Raw genomic sequence first — 17,383 nt, forward strand, 5'->3', positions numbered from 1 at the left:
CGACCGTCAGGCCGGACCGTCGCTGCCCGCCGGGTACTCCTCGAGCGGCGCCGCGTCGTCCGCCCACGCGGCGAGCACGGGCTCGACGATCCGCCACCCCTCCTCCGCCTCCGCGGCGCGGGCCGACAGGCGCGTGTCGCCCTCGACCACCGCGAGCAGCAGCTGCCCGTACGGCGTCGGGTCCTGGCGGGCCAGCTCGGTGTCGAGCGTGACGGTCTCCAGCTCGAACGGGTCGCCGATGCCGTTGACGTTGAGGTCGAGGGACATGCGGTCGGGGTCGAGCTGCAGGCGCAGCTCGTTGCGCACGGGCTGCTGCCCCGGGAAGACGAGGTGCGGCACCTGCCGGAACCGCACGACGATCTCGCGCCGGTCGGCCGCCAGCGCCTTGCCGGTGCGCAGCCGGAACGGCACCCCCGACCAGCGCCACGTGTCGACCCACAGGGTCACCTCGGCGTACGTCTCCACGCCCCGGGCGGGGTCGACGCCGGGCGCGTCGGCGTACGCCTCGACCGCACGCCCCTGCACCGTGCCCGCCGTGTAGCGCGCGCGGCGCGTCCAGCGGGCGACGTGGTCGCGGTCGGGCGTGCGCACCGCGCGCAGGACGTCGGCCTTGCGCGCGGCGAGGTCGGCGGGCGCGACGGACGTCGGCGGCTCCATCGCCACGTACGTCAGCAGCTGCAGCAGGTGGTTCTGCACCATGTCCCGCAGCGCACCCGACCGGTCGTAGTACGACGCCCGGCTCTGCGCGTCGACGGTCTCGTCGAAGACGATGTCGACGGACTCGACGTGCGTGCTGCTCCACAGCGGCTCCAGGACGCGGTTGGCGAACCGCAGCCCGAGCAGGTTGAGCACCGTCTGCTTGGCCAGGAAGTGGTCGACGCGGAAGACCTGGTCCTCCGGCAGCAGCCGGCCCAGGGCGGCGTTGAGCTCGACCGCGCCGGCCAGGTCCTCGCCGAACGGCTTCTCGACGACGACGCGCAGCCCGCTCGGCAGGTCCACGTGCGCGAGCGCCTCGACCACGGGGAGGAACAGCACGTGCGGCAGCGCGAGGTACAGCACGAGCGGGTCGGCGTCGGCGACCTCGGCCGCGGCGATGCCGGCCTGCAGGGCGGCGGGGTCGGTGACGTCGCCGCGCACCCACGCCGCGGCGTCGACCAGGGCCGCCACGTCCGGGTCGGGGCCGTCCGGCTCGTACCGGGCGACCTTCGTGCGGACGTGGGCACGGAAGCCCTCGGTGTCGAGGTCGTCGTTCGCGACGCCGACGAGGCGCAGCCCGCCGGGCACGGCCGACGCGACCCGGGCCAGCCCGGGCAGCAGGTACCGGGCCGTGAGGTCCCCGGTCGCGCCGAGGACGACGACGCCGGCGGTCACGGCCGCACCCCGCGGGTGGACGGGACGGGGACACGGGGCGAGGGGCGCATCGCCCCATCGTGGCCAGGGCGCGCCCGATCCGCGCGTCGACGGTGGCGGGTCGGGGCGTGCCGGGCCGCCGCAGGGCACGATGTGGGACGTCGCGGCGGCCCCTCGGCCGCCGGGACCGCGACGACGAGATGGGGATCGGGACATGGACGAGACGGACCTGGCCGCGCTGGTGGCCCGGCTCGAGCAGGACGAGACCGCGCGGGTGCTCCCGCGGTTCACCAACGACGACGCCTGGTGGCTCGGGACGTGGGTGCGGGACACGGCGCGCGAGCGCGGCCTGTCGGTCGTGGTGGACGTCCGCCGGGGCGAGCACCAGCTGTTCCACGCCGCGCTCGACGGCACGTCGGCGGACAACGACGCCTGGGTCGAGCGCAAGGTCCGGACGGTCCGGCGGCTGGGGCAGTCGTCGTACCTGGTGGGCCGCCGGCTCGCGCTCAAGGGGCAGACGCTCCTCGACATCGGCCTGGACCCGCTGCTGTTCGTCGCGGCCGGCGGGTGCGTCCCGGTGGTCGTCGACGGGGTCGGGCCGGTCGGGACGCTCGCGGTCTCGGGTCTGCCGCAGGCCGACGACCACGCGCTGGCCGTCGAGGCGCTCGCGGCGCTGCGGGAGCACCAGGGCTCCGGCGCCGCCTGAGCGCGCGCCTGCGTCAGACGACCACGCCGGCGTGCACGTCCTCCGCGAACCGCCACAGGGCGTCCTCGCGGGCTTCGTCGTACGACTCGGGCGACGACGGCACGACGCGGCGCCGGTCGACGTACGCCCCGCTCGCCGCCGTGAGGTCGCCCAGGAGGAGGGCCGCGAGCGACGCGCCCGCCGTCCCGACGGTGTCGAGCAGCGGAGTGCGTGCGAGCAGCGGCAGCAGCCGCCGGTTGAGGAACCGGGTGGCGGGACCTGCCGCGCGGGTGAGCCCTGTGCCGGGCACGAACGCCGGGTTCCAGGACAGCACGTCGACGCCCGCCGGGGCGTGCCGGGCCCACGCGTGCACGAGGTGGACGGCGGCGAGCTTGCTCGTGGAGTAGGCGGTGCGGCCGGCGGCGACCGTGCCCGGCCGGTCGAAGGCACCCGGCCGGGCCAGCACCGCCGGCTCCGACCAGCGGGGCGCCGGCACGAGCCCGAGGTTGTGCCGCAGGTCGCCGAAGTGCGTGTCGCTCACGGTGACGACGGCCCGGGCCGGCGCCCGCAGCCACGGCTCGAGCCCGCGCAGCAGCACGTGCACCGACAGCACGTTGACGGCGAACGTCGTCTCGAGGCCGTCCGTGGTGTGCAGCGCGTCCGGCAGCTGCACCCCGGCGTTCGCCGCGACCGTCCGCAGCGGCGGCACGTCGCCCGCGTCGAGCAGGTGGCCGATGCGGGCGGTGGCGGCGCGGACGTCCCCGAGGCGTGCGAGGTCCGCGCCGACCGGTACGACGCGGGCGGGACCCAGGGCGTCCGCCGCGGACCGCACGGAGCCGGCGCGCCCCACGAGGACGAGGTGGGCCGACGCGTCCCTGCGCAGCACCTCGGCGGCCGCCGCGCGGCCGATGCCTCGGGTACCTCCGGTCATGACGATCGTGTGCACGGGTCCGCCTCTCGCCCTGCGGGTCCCCCCGCGCTTCGGTTGACACTGTCAACTGTACACTCGGTCCAGTGGACGTTGTCAACTACCCTGACGGCATGGCGACCAGAGCCGAGACCGCGGCCGGCACGCGCCGCGCCCTCCTCGACGCGGCCGGCCGGCTGCTCGACGCCGGTGGCGAGCCCGCGGTGACCCTGCGGGACGTCGGCGCCGGCGCGGGGGTGTCCCGCACCGCGCCGTACCGGCACTTCGCGGACAAGGACGACCTGCTCGCGGCGCTCGCCGCGGACGCCTGGACCTCCGCGGCTGACCGGGTCCGGGCCGTCGCCGAGGACGACCGGCTCGCTCCGACCGACGCCCTGCGCCGCGCGCTCGCGGCGCTCGTCGACCTCGGGCGGACCCGGCCGCACCTGTACCGGCTCATGTCCACGCCGCCGGCCGCGTCGTCCCCGCCGGTCGTCGCCGCCGCGTCGGCCGCGCAGGACGCGCTGCTCGTGCTCGTCGCCCGTGCCGTGGGCGACGCCCGCGCACGGCCGGTCGGCGGACTGCTCGTCGCGACCGTGCACGGTGCCGTCGACCTCCACCTCGCCGGCCACCTGCCCGCCGAGAAGTGGGACGTCGACCTCGACGGCCTCGTCGACCTGGCCGTCGCGGCCGTCGCCCGTACCTGACAGTGGCGTAGGTTCGTCCGCACACGACCGGAAGGAGCGCGGCGATGCAGTGCCCCGTGGACCAGGCCCAGCTCGTCATGGCGGAGCGCCAGGGCGTCGAGATCGACTACTGCCCGGTGTGCCGCGGCATCTGGCTCGACCGTGGCGAGCTCGACAAGATCCTCGACCGTGCGGCCGGTCCCGCCGCGCCGACCGACCCGCGGGCCGTGCCGGGCGTGCAGACCCCCGGCCCGCCGCCCGGGTACGACGACCGCCGCTACGACGCCGGGCGTCCCGACCGCGGGTACGAGCGCGACTACGGCCGCGGGTACGACGACCGGCGCGACCCCCGGTACGACCCGCGCCGCGCGGCACCCGGCTACGGCACGCCCGGGTACGACCCGCGGCGCAAGAAGAAGAAGGACTCCTGGCTCGAGGACCTGTTCGACTTCTGACCGTCAGCAGCTGAGCGCGTCCGCGAGGTCGTCGCGCGCCGTGGCGACCTCGGCGGCCTGCTCACGCAGCGTGCCCGCGGCTGCGGCCGCACCGCCGTCCTCGGCGTCGTCCAGGGTGTCGTCGAGCCGCTCCCAGGCGTCGTCGAACGCCTCCCGCTGCTCCTGCGCGATCTCGTCGGCGGCGTCCGCCAGACGCTCCTGCGCCTCGTCCGCGCGCTCGCGGGCCTCACGCACGTCGTCCGCGGAGGCGTCGCCGCCGAACGTCGCGTCGAGCTCGTCCAGCGCGGTGCCGAACTGCTCGACGGCGGCGCAGGGGGCGGCGTCCTTGTCCTCCGGCTGGTCGCCGTCGCTGCACGCGCCGAGTGCGGTCACGGCGGCGAGCAGGGCGACGGTGCGGACGAGCGGACGGCGCATGGTGGTCTCCCTCACGAGGCACGACCGCGGGCGCGGCCACGACCAGCGTCCGTCGTCCCGGCGGGGTGCGCACCCGCTCCCGGCGGACGCGTGCGGGCGCCCGGTGCCGCAACGCGCGTGACACGCGGCGCCCGTAGCCTCGGCCGCATGGACGTGGCGGTGCTCGGGGCGACGGGAGACGTCGGACGGCAGGTCTGCACGCAGCTCGTGGAGCGGCAGGTGCTGCCCACGACGTCGCGGCTGCAGCTGGTGGGGCGGCCGGGCGGGGCGTCCGGACGCGCGGTGCACGGCCTGCGTGCCGACCTGGTGGACGCCTACGACGAGCACGCACCCGTGCTCGACGTCGCACTCGATCCCGCCGAGGTGGTCGCGGACGTCGTCGTCGTGGCGGCCGGGCGCACCGTGCCGCCGCGGGCCGACGGCGTGCCGCCCAGCCGGGCCGAGCTCGCGGCCGAGAACGCCGCGGTCTTCCGCGCGTACGCCGACGCGCTCGCCGCGCACGGGTCCGGCAGCGAGGTCGTCGTGGTCGTCGCCAACCCCGTCGAGCTCGGGGTCGCGGTGATGGCCGAGCGGCTGGGGCGGCACCGCGTCATCGGCATGGGGGCGTGGCTCGACACGCTGCGGTTCCGGCGGGAGATCGCGGTGCAGCTCGGCGTGCGCCGGCACCGCGTGGGCGGGTTCGTCGGCGGGCAGCACGGGGACGACGCGGTGCCGCTGTGGTCGACCGTGCGGATCAGCGGCCTCGACCTGGCCGAGCGTCGGCGTGCCGTCACCCGCATGCGCGCCGGTCGCACGCTCGCGACGTTCCCGGCGGAGGTCGCGCAGGCCAAGCAGGACCTGCTGGCCGTCGCCGCCACCGACATCGCGGCCGCGTTCGCCCTCATCGACACGTGGCCCACGGACCTGCGTGCGCTCGCGCGTCCGTGGATGACGCACCAGTCCGGCGCGAAGACCGCCACCGGCACCGCCTCGGCGACGATCGACCTGCTGGAGACCGTCCTCGACGGGCGGGACATCGTGGTCGCCGGGCAGGTCGCGCTCGCGGGGGAGGCGACGGTGGGCGGCGCACCCGTGCACGGCGTGCTGGGCGTGCCCGTCGTCCTCGGTCCCGAGGGCTGGACCCGCGTGCTGCTCGACCCGCTGCCCGACGACGAGGACGCCCGCCTGGCGCAGGCCGCGGCCGCGATCGCCGCCGGCACCGGGCCCTGGACGTCGACCGGCACCGCCGTCCCCGAGGAGGCCCGATGACGACCGACGACGACACCCGCTGGGTGGGCTGGGTGCGCACCGAGCACCGCACCGGCAGCATCTCCGCGCTCGCGGGCGTGTTCTCCACGCGCGGCGTCAACGTCGACTCCATGGCCACGGGCGACGTGCACGACGACGCCGGCCTGGTGGTCGTCACGTTCCGCGCCGGTGAGCGGCGCGCGCGCCTGCTCACGCGGACGGTCGAGCGACTGCCGCAGGTCCGCTCGGTGCTGGTGCGCCGCGCGGACGACCTCGGCGTACGGGCCGCGGCGGTGGTGCACCTGCCGCCCGGCGTCGCGTTCCGGCCGCCCGCGCACGCGGCCGTGCGCTGGTCCGGGGAGACGGAGCAGGGCCAGCCGCTGCTCGTCGAGGGTGCGCTGGCGGACGTCGAGGCGACGGTCGAGGCGGCGCGGGCCGCGGGGGCCACGAGCGACGCGACGGTCATCCAGCCGCCGTACGCCTGAGCGGGCCGGTCCCCGTCGGCGGGCCGGCGTCGGCGCCGGTGGACGGCGGGAGGACGACGCGCCGGCCGTGCGGACCGGCCGGCGCGTCGTCCTCCCCGTCGGGCGGCCGACCTACAGCAGGTCGGCCTCGTCCCCTGCCCGCGCGACCGGAGGTGCGCTGACCGGAGGTGCGCTGACCGGCGGTGCGGCGACCGTCGCTGCACCCACGGGTGCGGGTACCGACGGCGCCACGGCCTGCGGCGCACCGGCGACCGGCCCCGCGGGAGCGGCCACCACGGGCCCGACCGGCGCGTCCGGCACGCCCTGGGCGGCCGCGTGCGCCTTCGCCTCGCGACGGCGGCCGACCGCCTCGGCGATCTGGCGGCGCAGCAGCAGGAGGAACCCGAGGGTCCCCAGCACCACGACCGCGAGGGCCGCCCACGCGACGAGCCCGACCAGCGACGTGCCGGACACGCCCGCGCTGACGAGGGCGGTGGGGCCCGTCGCCGTCAGGCTCCGGCCGTCCGCCACGACACCCTCGGGTGCGGCGGTGCCGGCGTCGAAGGTCCGCCCGAACGGCAGCGACACGGTGTGCTCCACGTCGTCCGCCGGCAGGTGGGCCGCGACGGTCTCCCGGACGGCCAGGTCGGCCACGAGCTGCTCGTGGACGCGGAACAGGTTCGCGCCGGGCAGGGGCGTGACCACCAGGGCCGGTGCCGACGGCTCGCCCCACGTCGCGAACGCGGCGCTGAAGTCGTCCGCGTCGTCGCCCTCGACGGTGACCGTGTAGGTCACGCCGTCGTCGCCCGTGTCCACGGCGAGGCGCGCGTCCTCGCCGGACGGGGCGAGCAGCGTCTCGAACCCGTCACCGACCGTCTCGGCTGTCTGCGCGTCGGCGACGAAGCGCCCGGTCCACGTGACCGCGCCCGTCAGGCCCAGGCTCAGCTCGGTGCGCACGGAGCGGAACCGGTGCACGGCGTGGAACGTCTGCGGCTCGTCCCCCGACGACATGGGGAAACGCACGCCGTCCTCCTGCTGCACGCCCGTGCCACCCACCAGCGCGTACTCCGCCGGGACGGTGAGCGTCTCGACGACCGCGGGTGCGTCCGGCGAGCAGATCGCGGCGCACTCGGCGTAGTCGAGCACCGAGATGCGGGACGTGGCCGGGTCGTCCTCCGCGGGCTCCGACCTGACGTCGAACGCCGTCTCCTCGCTGAGCAGCACCGCGTTGGTGACCTCGACCAGGTCGGTGGGCGTCTCGGCGGTGAGCGTCACCGTCCAGGTGACGCCGACCTGGGAGGTGTCCTGCTCCACGGCCGCGCCGGCCTCCTCGACCTCCGCGAAGAACCCGTCGAACACGTCCTGCGCGGACTTGTACACGGCCTTGTCGTCGAGGCGGTACGTCACGACGCGGGAGTACCCCTCGTCCTGCCAGGACGTGGCGAGCTCGACGGCGTCGAACCCGCGGTCCTGGACGCGCGAGAACGAGATCGGTGAGCCCGCGTCGTAGGCGACGCCGTCGTACGTGACCGTCGTCGTGCCGAGCTCGTGCATGTCGTTCTCGTTGGAGGGGTCCACGACGCCGTCCACGAGGAGCCCGTCGAACATCCACCGCAGCAGGTCGTCGCTGTCGAACCGCTCCTCGATCCGCGCACCCTGCACGAACCGGCTCTGCTCGACGACGAAGGCGTTCTCCTCGGACCACGTCTGGTCGCTCGCGGCGAGGAGGGCGATCATCTTCGCCCGGTACTCCTCGGGGTCCGCGAAGGAGACGGTGAACGTCGCCACCCACTCGCCCGCGGGACCGACGGTCAGGCCGGAGTAGTCCACCTCGGCGGGCTTGTGCCGCTGGACGGAGGCGTCGACGGCCGCCGTCCCGCCGAGCACGCTGTCCTGGTTCTCGTCGAGCGTCAGCGTCATCACGCGGGTGCCGGCACCGGTGGTGTCCACCGTGAGCTGCGTGTCGATGCGTGCGCCGCACGCCGCGAGCACGAGCACCAGGAGTCCGGCCGCGACCGCGGCGAGCGTCCGGCGCAGCGGGGCCGTCCGGGGCGCGCTCACCGGAGCATCCCGAAGCCGCCGAGCGCCGTGCTCGTCGCGTCGTTCAGCACCAGAGCGGCGACCAGGGCGACGACGGCGAGCCAGGCCGCGCTCAGGACGGAGTGCAGCAGCACCGGCGAGGACTCGAAGCGGCCGACGCGCGCCACCGCGATGTACGTCGTGATCTCGGCGTAGAACGCCGTGAACGCCCCGGCCAGCAGGAGCACGAACGCCGTGAACGTGCCGGGCACGAGCGAGAGCAGGAGCACCAGGACGAGCACCGGCGTGCTGAGGGTGAACGGGATGCCGGCCAGGCCGAGGGCGCGGCCGAACGCCAGGGGGCGCTTGCGTGCCGAGAACAGCCACGCGAGGCTGCCCGCGCGCGCCAGCAGCGAGAGCACCGCGCACACGACGGGCAGGACGAACGCGCCGACGTAGGCGCTCGCGTCGGGTGCGTAGAAGTAGCCGAACTGGGACGAGAGCCGGCTCATGGCCACGACGAGGGCCAGGCCGACGAGCGCCCCGCCGAGCACGGCGGCGAGGACGGGGGTCCACGGGGTCGCGGGTGCGTCGGGGGTGCCGACGGCGCGGTCCGTCACCCGTGCGGGGTCACCCGCGGCTGCCGCCCGCAGCGTGCCCCACCACGCCGCGGGGGCCTGGGCGACGCCCGGGCGCTGTGCCGGCGCCGACGCGGCGGGCGCGTACGACGGGGGCGGGCCGGCAGGCGGCTGCCCCGAGGGTGCGGGCGGGGTGGGCGGGGGGTACGCGGCGTCTCCCGCGTGGTGCGGCGGGACGCCTCCGGGCGTGCTCGGCGGCTGCCCCTCGTCGGGCGGGGGCGGGGCGTACGGGTGTGTCACGGGTGTGCCTCTCTGGTTCCTGAGCACGGCCAGACGCGCCCGGCCGGCGGCAGGAGGTGCACGTCCGGGAGGGCGGCGCTGGTGAGGTCAGCACGGAGCGACCCGTCCCGGCTCGCCCTCCCATCGACCGCCGTGACACCGGTCGGAGGGGACGTGGGACGTGTCACACGATCGGATCGTGACGCGGCTAGGTCGGCCGGGCACCGGATCAGGGGCGGGGGCCACGGTGCCCGTCGAGGCGGCATGACGCGACGCGGGCCGCAGCCGCCGTCGTCCTCCCCGTCGCGCCGCACCGCGGACGCGGCTCAGCGGGTGCGCGCGTCCCCGCCCTCCTAGAGTCCCGTCGCATGACCGGGGACGTGCGCATCGGCATCTCCGGGTGGCGGTACGCGCCGTGGCGCGGGGTCTTCTACCCGCCGGGCCTGGCGCAGCGGCGTGAGCTGGAGTTCGCGTCGCGGCAGATGCGGTCCGTGGAGATCAACGGGTCCTTCTACTCGCTGCAGCGACCCGACAGCTACCGCGCGTGGCGCGCGGAGACGCCCGACGACTTCGTCTTCTCCGTGAAGGGCCCGCGCTTCGTCACGCACATGAAGAAGCTCGCGGGCGTCGAGACGCCGCTCGCGAACTTCTTCGCCTCGGGCGTGCTGGCCCTGGGCGACCGCATGGGCCCGCTCCTGTGGCAGCTGCCGCCGAACCTCGGCTTCGACGCCGACCGCCTCGCCCGCTTCTTCGACCTGCTGCCCCGCTCGACGGCCGCCGCGGCCCGGCTCGCCGAGCAGCACGACGACAAGGTGCCGGAGGGTCGCGCGCTGACCGAGACCGACGCGGACCGGCCCCTGCGGCACGTGCTCGAGGTCCGGCACGGCACGTTCGTCACGCCGGCGTTCCCCGCGCTGCTGCGCGCGCACGACGTCGGTCTCGTCGTCGCGGACACCGCCGGCCGCTGGCCGCACCTGGAGGACCTGACCAGCGACGTCGTCTACGTCCGCCTGCACGGCGAGAGCGAGCTGTACGTCTCGGGCTACGACGACGACTCGCTCGACCGGTGGGCGGCGAAGGTGCGCGCCTGGTCGACCGGGGCGCCACCGCCCGACGGCCCGCGCGTCGCGCCGCCCGCCGCGGACCGTCCCCGGGACGTCTACGTGTACTTCGACAACGACGTGAAGGTCCGCGCCCCCTTCGACGCGATGGCGCTGGCCGCCCGGCTCGGCGCCGGTCCGCGGGCGGCACCGGCGTGACCCGCGGCGCGGCCCCCGGCCGACCGCCCGCCGCCCTCGGCGTGTCGCGCGAGAGGCGAGGTGTCGTGCTGAACCGTGCGCACGGTGTACGCACGGACGTACGCACGGCCGTATGCACACGGTGCGGACGCCCGCCGGGAGAAGCGCCGCCGGGCCGCCGACACGCCGGGCGTGACGCGCTCGGCGTGCGGGAGCATGGCGGCGTGCAGCCCACCGACGCACCGGTCCCCGTCTTCGTCGCCGGCATCAGCGGCTCCGGCCCGGACCACTGGCAGGCCCTGTGGCACGCCGAGCTGCCCCACGGCGTCTGGGTCGAGCACGCGTCCTGGGACGAGCCGGTCCGCGACGAGTGGGTCACCGACCTCGACGCCGCCCTGCGGGGCACCGCGGGACCCAAGGTGCTCGTCGCGCACAGCCTCGGGTGCACGGTCGTCACCGAGTGGGCCGCCACGCACACCGACGCGTCGGTCGTCGCCGCGCTCCTGGTCGCGCCGCCCGACGTCCACGCCCCGGCGTTCCCGGCAGCCGCGCACGGGTTCGACGCGCCCCTGCGCCGGCGGATGCCGTTCCGCACGGTCGTCGTCACGAGTCAGGACGACCCGTACGGCACCCCCGGGCACGCGGCGCGGCTCGCGGCGGACCTCGGGGCGGAGCTCGTGGACGTCGGCCCGCTGGGGCACATCAACTCCGACTCCGGCCTCGGCGCCTGGCCGCAGGGCCGTGCGCTCCTGGACGACCTGCTCGCCCGCTGAGGGTCCGACGCCCCCGGACGCGCCGACGCCCGGCGGCCGCGAGGGCCACCGGGCGTCGGGACGGACCGACCGCGAGGGTCAGGCCGGGCGCTTCTGCGGCGACGTCTCCGCCGTCTTGCCCGGGTCGCGCTCCACGACGTCGCCGAGGACGTCGTCGATCTTCTGCATCATCTCGGCCGGGATCTGCACGCTCGCGGCCTTGACGTTCTCGTGCACCTGCTCGGGGCGCGAGGCGCCGATGAGCGCGGCCGCGACGTTGTCGTTCTGCAGCACCCACGCCACCGCGAGCTGCGCCATCGACAGGCCGAGCTCGTCCGCGACCGGCTGCAGGCCCTGCACGCGCGTGAGGACGTCGTCGTTCATGAACCGCTTGATCATGTTCGCGCCGCCCTTCTCGTCCGTGGCGCGCGACCCGGCCGGCGGCTCCTGGCCCGGCTTGTACTTGCCGGTGAGCACGCCCTGGGCGACGGGCGACCAGACGATCTGCGAGATGCCGAGCTCGCGCGAGGTCGGCACGACCTCCTCCTCGATGACCCGCCACAGCATCGAGTACTGCGGCTGGCTCGAGATGAGCTGGAAGCCCAGCTCCTGGGCGAGGGCGTGGCCGGCGCGGATCTGGTCCGCGGTCCACTCCGAGACGCCGATGTACAGCGCCTTGCCCTGGCGGACGATGTCGGCGAACGCCTGCATCGTCTCCTCGAGCGGCGTCTCCGTGTCGTACCGGTGCGCCTGGTAGAGGTCGACGTAGTCGGTCTGCAGACGCTGAAGCGACCCGTTGATCGACTCCATGATGTGCTTGCGCGACAGGCCGACGTCGTTCTTGCCCTGCGGGCCGGTCGGCCAGTAGACCTTCGTGAAGATCTCCAGCGACTCGCGCCGCTCACCCTTCAGCGCCTCGCCGAGGACGGTCTCGGCCTTCGTGTTCGCGTAGACGTCCGCGGTGTCGAACGTCGAGATGCCGGCGTCGAGCGCCGCGCGCACGCACTGGGTCGCGGTCTCGTTCTCGACCTGCGAGCCGTGCGTCAGCCAGTTGCCGTACGTGATCTCCGAGATCTTGAGCCCGGAGTTGCCGAGGTAGCGGAATTCCATGCCCCCATCCCAGCACCTCCGCGGGGGTGCTGCCGCACCGGCGGGACCTCCGGCACCCGGGGGACGGCCGGGCGGGTGACAGACTCGCGGACGCCGAACCACCGGGAGGGTGCTGCATGGACCTCGACCTGGCGACCGCGCTCGCGGACGCCCGCTCCGAGTACGACAAGATGGTCGCGGGCGACTGGTACCGGTACCGGTACGGGCCGGAGCTGGCGGAGATGACGACGTCGACGCAGCGCACCTGCCGGCGCATCACCGCCCTCTACGACGAGGACCGCGACGCCGCGCTCGCGATGTTCCGCGAGCTGCTCGGCACGGTCGGCGAGGGCGTCGACTTCCGCCCGCCGTTCTACCTGGACTACGGCCACCGCCTGCACGTCGGGGACCGCACGTTCGTCAACGCGGACTTCCTCACGCTCGGCGGCGGCGAGATCCGCATCGGTGCGGACGTGCTCATCGGCCCGAGCGTCCGGCTGTACACGCCGACGCACGTCCTCGACCCCGCGCTGCGGCCGGACGGCTGGGAGCGGGTCGACCCGATCATCATCGAGGACGGCGTGTGGCTGGGCGGCAGCGTCGTGGTGTGCCCGGGCGTGACGATCGGGGCGCGCTCCGTGATCGGGGCAGGGTCGGTCGTGACGAAGGACGTCCCGCCGGACGTCGTGGCGGTCGGCAACCCGGCCCGCGTCGTCAAGGACCTGCGGGCCGGCTGACCGCCGTGCCGTAGGCTGGACGTGAAGCGACTCACAACTGAACACGCTGCTCGAACCGCGGCGGGAGAGCTCCCGCCGGCCGCCCCTCGGGGCGCCGACGCGGGACGCCGAAGGAGCAACCCTCCCCGGGAATCTCTCAGGCCCCCGTACCGCCGCGGCCAGGCAACTCTGGAAAGCGGCGCCGGCACGTCCGGCGCCCACCGACGGTGCAAGCCGGCGCGCCCCGGAGCCTCATGAGGCTCATGGCGGACCGGCAAAACTCTCAGGTCGCCGCCCCCACCGGCGTGCGGATGACAGAGCGGGGAGCCCCCAGCCCGTCCCGGTGCCCGGCACCGGACGACCCCGTGGAGCAGCCGTGACCGACCTCGACGTGCAGTCCCTCGCCGCCACCGGGCGGTCCGCGACGCCCGTGCCGCACGCCCCCGCCGCCCGCGGCTTCGCCGACCGGCACATCGGGCCGCGCGGCGACGAGACGGCGCGCATGCTCGCGACGCTCGGCTTCGACAGCCTCGACGCGCTGGTCGACGCCGCCGTCCCCGCGACGATCCGCACCGGACGCCCGCTCGACCTGCCGCCCGCCCGCGGCGAGTCCGAGGTCCTCGCGGACCTGCGCGCGGTCGCCGGCCGCAACCGCGTCATGACGCAGATGATCGGGCAGGGCTACTACGACACCGTGACGCCGCCGGTGGTCCGCCGCAACGTGCTCGAGTCGCCCGCCTGGTACACCGCGTACACCCCGTACCAGCCGGAGATCTCCCAGGGCCGGCTCGAGGCGCTGCTCAACTTCCAGACCGTCGTCTCCGACCTGACCGGCCTCGACGTCGCGAACGCGTCCCTGCTCGACGAGGCCACCGCCGTCGCGGAGGCCGTCGCGCTCATGTGGCGGGCCTCGAAGGCGTCGACCGGCACCGTCGTCCTCGACGCTGACCTGTTCCCGCAGTCGCTCGCCGTCACGCAGGGCCGTGCGCGCGCGGTGGGCCTGCCGGTGGTCGTCGCGGACCTCACCGACGGCCTGCCGGAGGTCGACGGCCCGCTGGTGGGCGTCGTCGTGCAGCAGGTCGGCGCGTCGGGCGCGCTCCGGGACCTGCGCCCGGTGGTCGCGGCGGCGAAGGAGCGCGGTGCCCTCGTCACGGTCGCCGCGGACCTGCTCGCCCTCACGCTCGCGACGACGCCCGGCGAGCTCGGCGCCGACGTCGCGGTCGGCTCGGCGCAGCGGTTCGGCGTCCCGCTGTTCGGCGGCGGCCCGCACGCCGCGTTCATGGCCGTGCGCACCGGCCTCGAGCGCACGCTGCCCGGCCGGCTCGTCGGGGTCTCCGTCGACGCCGACGGCGCCCCCGCGTACCGCCTCGCGCTGCAGACGCGCGAGCAGCACATCCGCCGCGAGAAGGCGACGAGCAACATCTGCACCGCGCAGGCGCTGCTCGCGATCGTCGCGTCGATGTACGCCGTCTTCCACGGGCCCGACGGGCTGCGCGACATCGCGCGCCGGGTGCACGGACAGGCGGTCCGCCTGGCCGAGGTGCTGCGCGAGGCCGACGTCACCGTGGAGCACGACGCGTTCTTCGACACCGTGCGCGCCGTCGTCCCCGGCCGCGCCCGCGACGTCGTGCGAGCCGCCGCCGTCCGCGGCGTCAACCTGTGGGCACCGGACGCCGACCACGTCCAGGTCGCGTGCGACGAGACCACGACGGACCACGACCTGCTGCGGGTCGCGCTCGCGTTCGCCGAGGGCGGCGCGACCGCGCTCACCCCGGACGACGCGGGCCGGTACTCCGTCGGGTTCGTCGGCGCCCGCCCGGCCGACCTGCCGCCGCACCTGTCGCGCACGAGCGACTACCTCACGCACCCCGTCTTCCACCGGTACCGCTCCGAGACGGCGATGCTGCGCTACCTGCGGCGCCTGTCCGACAAGGACCTCGCCCTGGACCGCACGATGATCCCGCTGGGCTCCTGCACCATGAAGCTCAACGCGACCGTCGAGATGGAGCCGATCTCCTGGCCCGAGCTCGCGACGATCCACCCGTACGCCCCGCACGACCAGACCGAGGGCTACGCCGCGCTCGTCGACGAGCTGCAGCGCTGGCTCGCGGAGATCACCGGCTACGCCGCGGTGTCGGTGCAGCCGAACGCCGGCTCGCAGGGCGAGCTCGCCGGGCTGCTCGCGATCCACGCGTACCACGAGGCGCGCCGCGGGCCCGGTGACGAGCCGCGCGACATCTGCCTCATCCCCGCCTCCGCGCACGGCACGAACGCCGCGTCCGCCGCGCTCGCGGGCCTCAAGGTCGTCGTCGTCGCGACGGCCGAGGACGGCGAGGTCGACCTCGCCGACCTGCGCGCCAAGCTCGACCAGCACGGCCCCCGCGTCGCGGCGATCATGATCACCTACCCCTCGACGCACGGCGTCTACGAGGAGCACGTGGGCGAGGTGTGCGACCTCGTGCACGCCGCGGGCGGTCAGGTGTACATCGACGGCGCGAACCTCAACGCGCTGGTCGGCCTCGCGCGGCCCGGTGAGCTGGGCAGCGACGTATCCCACCTGAACCTGCACAAGACGTTCTGCATCCCGCACGGCGGCGGCGGCCCGGGTGTGGGTCCGGTCGCGGTGGCGCAGCACCTCGTGCCGTTCCTGCCCGGCGACCCGACGCCGTCGGGCGAGGGCTCCGCCGCGCCGGTGCCGCCCGTGTCGGCGGCGCGCTGGGGCTCGGCCGGGATCCTGCCGATCTCCTGGGCGTACGTCGCGCTCATGGGCGCCGACGGCCTGCGCGCGGCGACGGAGACCGCGGTGCTCGCCGCGAACTACCTCGCCGCGCGCCTCGCGCCGCACTACCCGGTGCTCTACACGGGCCCCAACGGCCTCGTCGCGCACGAGTGCATCCTCGACCTGCGCCCGATCACCAAGGCCACGGGCGTCACGGCCGAGGACGTCGCGAAGCGGCTCATGGACTACGGCTTCCACGCGCCGACCCTGTCGTTCCCGGTGGCGGGCACGCTCATGGTCGAGCCGACCGAGAGCGAGGACCTCGCCGAGCTCGACCGGTTCGTCGACGCCATGGTCGCGATCCGCGCCGAGGTCGACGCCGTCGAGGACGGGCGCTGGCCGCTCGCGGACAGCCCGCTGCGGAACGCGCCGCACACCGCGGCGTCCGTGACGGCCGACGCGTGGGAGCACGCCTACGGGCGCGAGACCGCCGCGTACCCGCTGGCGAGCCTGCGGCAGGACAAGTACTGGCCGCCCGTGCGGCGCATCGACGGCGCCCGCGGCGACCGCAACCTGCAGTGCTCGTGCCCGCCCGTCGAGGCGTTCGCGGACGGGGACCTCGCGTGAGCGGCGGGACGGACGCCACGACGGAGCTGCGCTCGCCCCTGCACGACGAGCACGTGGCGCTCGGCGCCGCGCTGACCTCGTTCGCCGGCTGGCAGATGCCGCTGCGCTACACGTCCGACCTGGCCGAGCACACCGCGGTGCGCACCGCGGCGGGGCTGTTCGACCTGTCGCACATGGGCGAGATCGCGGTCGCCGGTCCGGACGCGGGCCGGTTCCTCGACCTCGCGCTCGTCGGGAACCTCTCGGGCCTGCGCGTGCTCGGTGCGCGCTACACGATGGTCGTCCAGCCCGACGGCGGCGTGATCGACGACCTCGTCGTCTACCGCACCGGCGAGCAGGAGTACCTCGTCGTCGCGAACGCGTCCAACCACGTCACCGTGCTGACCGAGCTGCGCGAGCGTGCCGCAGGGCTCGACGTCGAGGTCGCCGACCGGTCGGCCGCCACCGCGCTGGTCGCGGTGCAGGGGCCGCGCGCGCTCGACGTCGTCCTGGCCACGCCGGGCCTGGTCGCGGACCCCGCCGCGGGCGTCACGCTCGAGGACCTGCGCTACTACGCGTGCCTGCCCGTGCGGTTCGACGCCGCGCCCGTGCTGGCCGCCCGCACCGGCTACACCGGCGAGGACGGGTTCGAGTTCTTCCTGCCCGCCGAGCACGCGCCTGCGCTGTGGCGGGCCCTGCTCGCCGCCGGGGAGCCGTTCGGTCTCGTCCCCGCCGGGCTGTCCGCGCGGGACTCGCTGCGTCTCGAGGCGGGCATGCCGCTGTACGGCAACGAGCTCGACCGCACGACGACGCCGCACGACGCCGGCCTCGGCCGGGTGGTCCGGCTCGACAAGGTCGACGCCGACGGACGGCCCGTGCCGTTCGTCGGACGGGACGCCCTCGCCGCCCGGGCCGCGTCCGCACCGGCGCGCGTGCTCGTCGGGCTGCAGGGGCTCGGCCGGCGTGCGGCCCGCCACGGGTACGCCGTGGTGGCGTCGACGGACCCCGACGCGCCCGTCGTCGGGACCGTGACGTCCGGCGCGCCGTCACCCACGCTCGGCCACCCCGTCGCCATGGCGTACGTGACGCCCGAGGTGTCCGCCGAGGGCACCGAGCTCGCCGTCGACGTGCGCGGGCGCCGCGAACCCGTGCGCGTCGTGCCCCTGCCCTTCTACCGTCGTCCCCGCTGACGCCCGGCG

The 17,383-nt window shown here is 75.5% G+C and carries 16 protein-coding genes and 1 riboswitch; of the genes, 10 read left to right on the plus strand and 6 right to left on the minus strand.

Annotation, left to right across the window (positions count from 1 at the left end):
• Window positions 1-6 precede the first annotated feature (6 nt).
• Window positions 7-1,371 carry a glucose-6-phosphate dehydrogenase gene (locus GC089_RS00315; protein ID WP_155375993.1) on the minus strand — a complete coding sequence of 455 codons (1,365 nt, stop codon included), beginning with the start codon at window positions 1,369-1,371 and terminating at the stop codon, window positions 7-9.
• Window positions 1,372-1,564: 193 nt separating this feature from the next.
• Between GC089_RS00315 and GC089_RS00320 the strand changes: the two genes are divergently transcribed.
• Window positions 1,565-2,056 (plus strand): heme-degrading domain-containing protein, encoded by a 492-nt coding sequence (locus GC089_RS00320; protein ID WP_155375994.1) that lies wholly within the window; start codon window positions 1,565-1,567, stop codon window positions 2,054-2,056.
• A gap of 13 nt (window positions 2,057-2,069) precedes the next feature.
• On the opposite strand, the gene GC089_RS00325 is transcribed toward GC089_RS00320, so the two are convergent.
• Entirely contained in the window at window positions 2,070-2,981 is a 912-nt protein-coding gene (locus GC089_RS00325) for an SDR family NAD(P)-dependent oxidoreductase (RefSeq protein ID WP_230684956.1), read from the minus strand.
• Between the two features lie 95 nt (window positions 2,982-3,076).
• Here GC089_RS00325 and GC089_RS00330 point away from each other — a divergent pair, with 95 nt between their 5' ends.
• Both GC089_RS00330 and GC089_RS00335 read left to right on the plus strand, forming a co-directional pair.
• Complete coding sequence (locus GC089_RS00330; RefSeq protein ID WP_155375995.1) at window positions 3,077-3,649, plus strand: TetR/AcrR family transcriptional regulator; 573 nt, start codon at window positions 3,077-3,079, stop codon at window positions 3,647-3,649.
• Between the two features lie 44 nt (window positions 3,650-3,693).
• Window positions 3,694-4,083, plus strand: a complete 390-nt coding sequence (locus tag GC089_RS00335; protein ID WP_155375996.1) for a zf-TFIIB domain-containing protein — start codon at window positions 3,694-3,696, stop codon at window positions 4,081-4,083.
• A 3-nt stretch (window positions 4,084-4,086) separates the two neighbouring features.
• Here the strand turns inward: GC089_RS00335 and GC089_RS00340 are convergent, their stop codons facing one another.
• The gene (locus tag GC089_RS00340; protein WP_155375997.1) at window positions 4,087-4,497 is read right to left on the minus strand and encodes a hypothetical protein; all 411 of its coding nucleotides are present in this window, start codon (window positions 4,495-4,497) and stop codon (window positions 4,087-4,089) included.
• Between the two features lie 147 nt (window positions 4,498-4,644).
• Here GC089_RS00340 and GC089_RS00345 point away from each other — a divergent pair, with 147 nt between their 5' ends.
• Window positions 4,645-5,745: a lactate dehydrogenase gene (locus GC089_RS00345; RefSeq protein WP_155375998.1), complete on the plus strand. Its 1,101-nt coding sequence runs from the start codon at window positions 4,645-4,647 to the stop codon at window positions 5,743-5,745.
• Entirely contained in the window at window positions 5,742-6,209 is a 468-nt protein-coding gene (locus tag GC089_RS00350; RefSeq protein WP_155375999.1) for an ACT domain-containing protein, read from the plus strand. Before GC089_RS00345 ends, GC089_RS00350 begins: the two co-directional genes overlap by 4 nt.
• Before the next feature lie 111 nt (window positions 6,210-6,320).
• On the opposite strand, the gene GC089_RS00355 is transcribed toward GC089_RS00350, so the two are convergent.
• Both GC089_RS00355 and GC089_RS00360 read right to left on the minus strand, forming a co-directional pair.
• The gene (locus GC089_RS00355) at window positions 6,321-8,249 is read right to left on the minus strand and encodes a hypothetical protein (protein WP_155376000.1); all 1,929 of its coding nucleotides are present in this window, start codon (window positions 8,247-8,249) and stop codon (window positions 6,321-6,323) included.
• The gene (locus tag GC089_RS00360; protein WP_155376001.1) at window positions 8,246-8,827 is read right to left on the minus strand and encodes a hypothetical protein; all 582 of its coding nucleotides are present in this window, start codon (window positions 8,825-8,827) and stop codon (window positions 8,246-8,248) included. The genes GC089_RS00355 and GC089_RS00360 overlap by 4 nt, the downstream gene beginning before the upstream one ends.
• Window positions 8,828-9,432: 605 nt before the next feature.
• Here GC089_RS00360 and GC089_RS00365 point away from each other — a divergent pair.
• Together GC089_RS00365 and GC089_RS00370 are read left to right on the plus strand one after the other, a co-directional pair.
• Window positions 9,433-10,323 carry a DUF72 domain-containing protein gene (locus tag GC089_RS00365; protein ID WP_155376002.1) on the plus strand — a complete coding sequence of 297 codons (891 nt, stop codon included), beginning with the start codon at window positions 9,433-9,435 and terminating at the stop codon, window positions 10,321-10,323.
• A 203-nt stretch (window positions 10,324-10,526) separates the two neighbouring features.
• Window positions 10,527-11,075: an alpha/beta hydrolase gene (locus GC089_RS00370; protein ID WP_230684957.1), complete on the plus strand. Its 549-nt coding sequence runs from the start codon at window positions 10,527-10,529 to the stop codon at window positions 11,073-11,075.
• 78 nt (window positions 11,076-11,153) lie between these two features.
• Here the strand turns inward: GC089_RS00370 and GC089_RS00375 are convergent, their stop codons facing one another.
• On the minus strand, window positions 11,154-12,164 hold the full coding sequence (locus GC089_RS00375; RefSeq protein ID WP_155376004.1) for an aldo/keto reductase family protein: 1,011 nt from the start codon (window positions 12,162-12,164) through the stop codon (window positions 11,154-11,156).
• Window positions 12,165-12,280: 116 nt separating this feature from the next.
• Here GC089_RS00375 and GC089_RS00380 point away from each other — a divergent pair, with 116 nt between their 5' ends.
• The 3 genes from GC089_RS00380 (at window position 12,281) to gcvT (ending at window position 17,374) form a co-directional block, all read left to right on the plus strand.
• Window positions 12,281-12,880 (plus strand): sugar O-acetyltransferase, encoded by a 600-nt coding sequence (locus GC089_RS00380; protein WP_155376005.1) that lies wholly within the window; start codon window positions 12,281-12,283, stop codon window positions 12,878-12,880.
• Window positions 12,881-12,931: 51 nt separating this feature from the next.
• A riboswitch (glycine riboswitch) is annotated at window positions 12,932-13,042 on the plus strand.
• A 247-nt stretch (window positions 13,043-13,289) separates the two neighbouring features.
• Window positions 13,290-16,205, plus strand: a complete 2,916-nt coding sequence (gene gcvP / locus GC089_RS00385) for an aminomethyl-transferring glycine dehydrogenase (protein ID WP_230685169.1) — start codon at window positions 13,290-13,292, stop codon at window positions 16,203-16,205.
• Window positions 16,202-17,374, plus strand: a complete 1,173-nt coding sequence (gene gcvT / locus GC089_RS00390) for a glycine cleavage system aminomethyltransferase GcvT (RefSeq protein ID WP_155376007.1) — start codon at window positions 16,202-16,204, stop codon at window positions 17,372-17,374. The genes gcvP and gcvT overlap by 4 nt, the downstream gene beginning before the upstream one ends.
• Window positions 17,375-17,383 lie beyond the last annotated feature (9 nt).

This window comes from Cellulomonas sp. JZ18, from assembly GCF_009720485.1.
Lineage (GTDB): Bacteria > Actinomycetota > Actinomycetes > Actinomycetales > Cellulomonadaceae > Cellulomonas.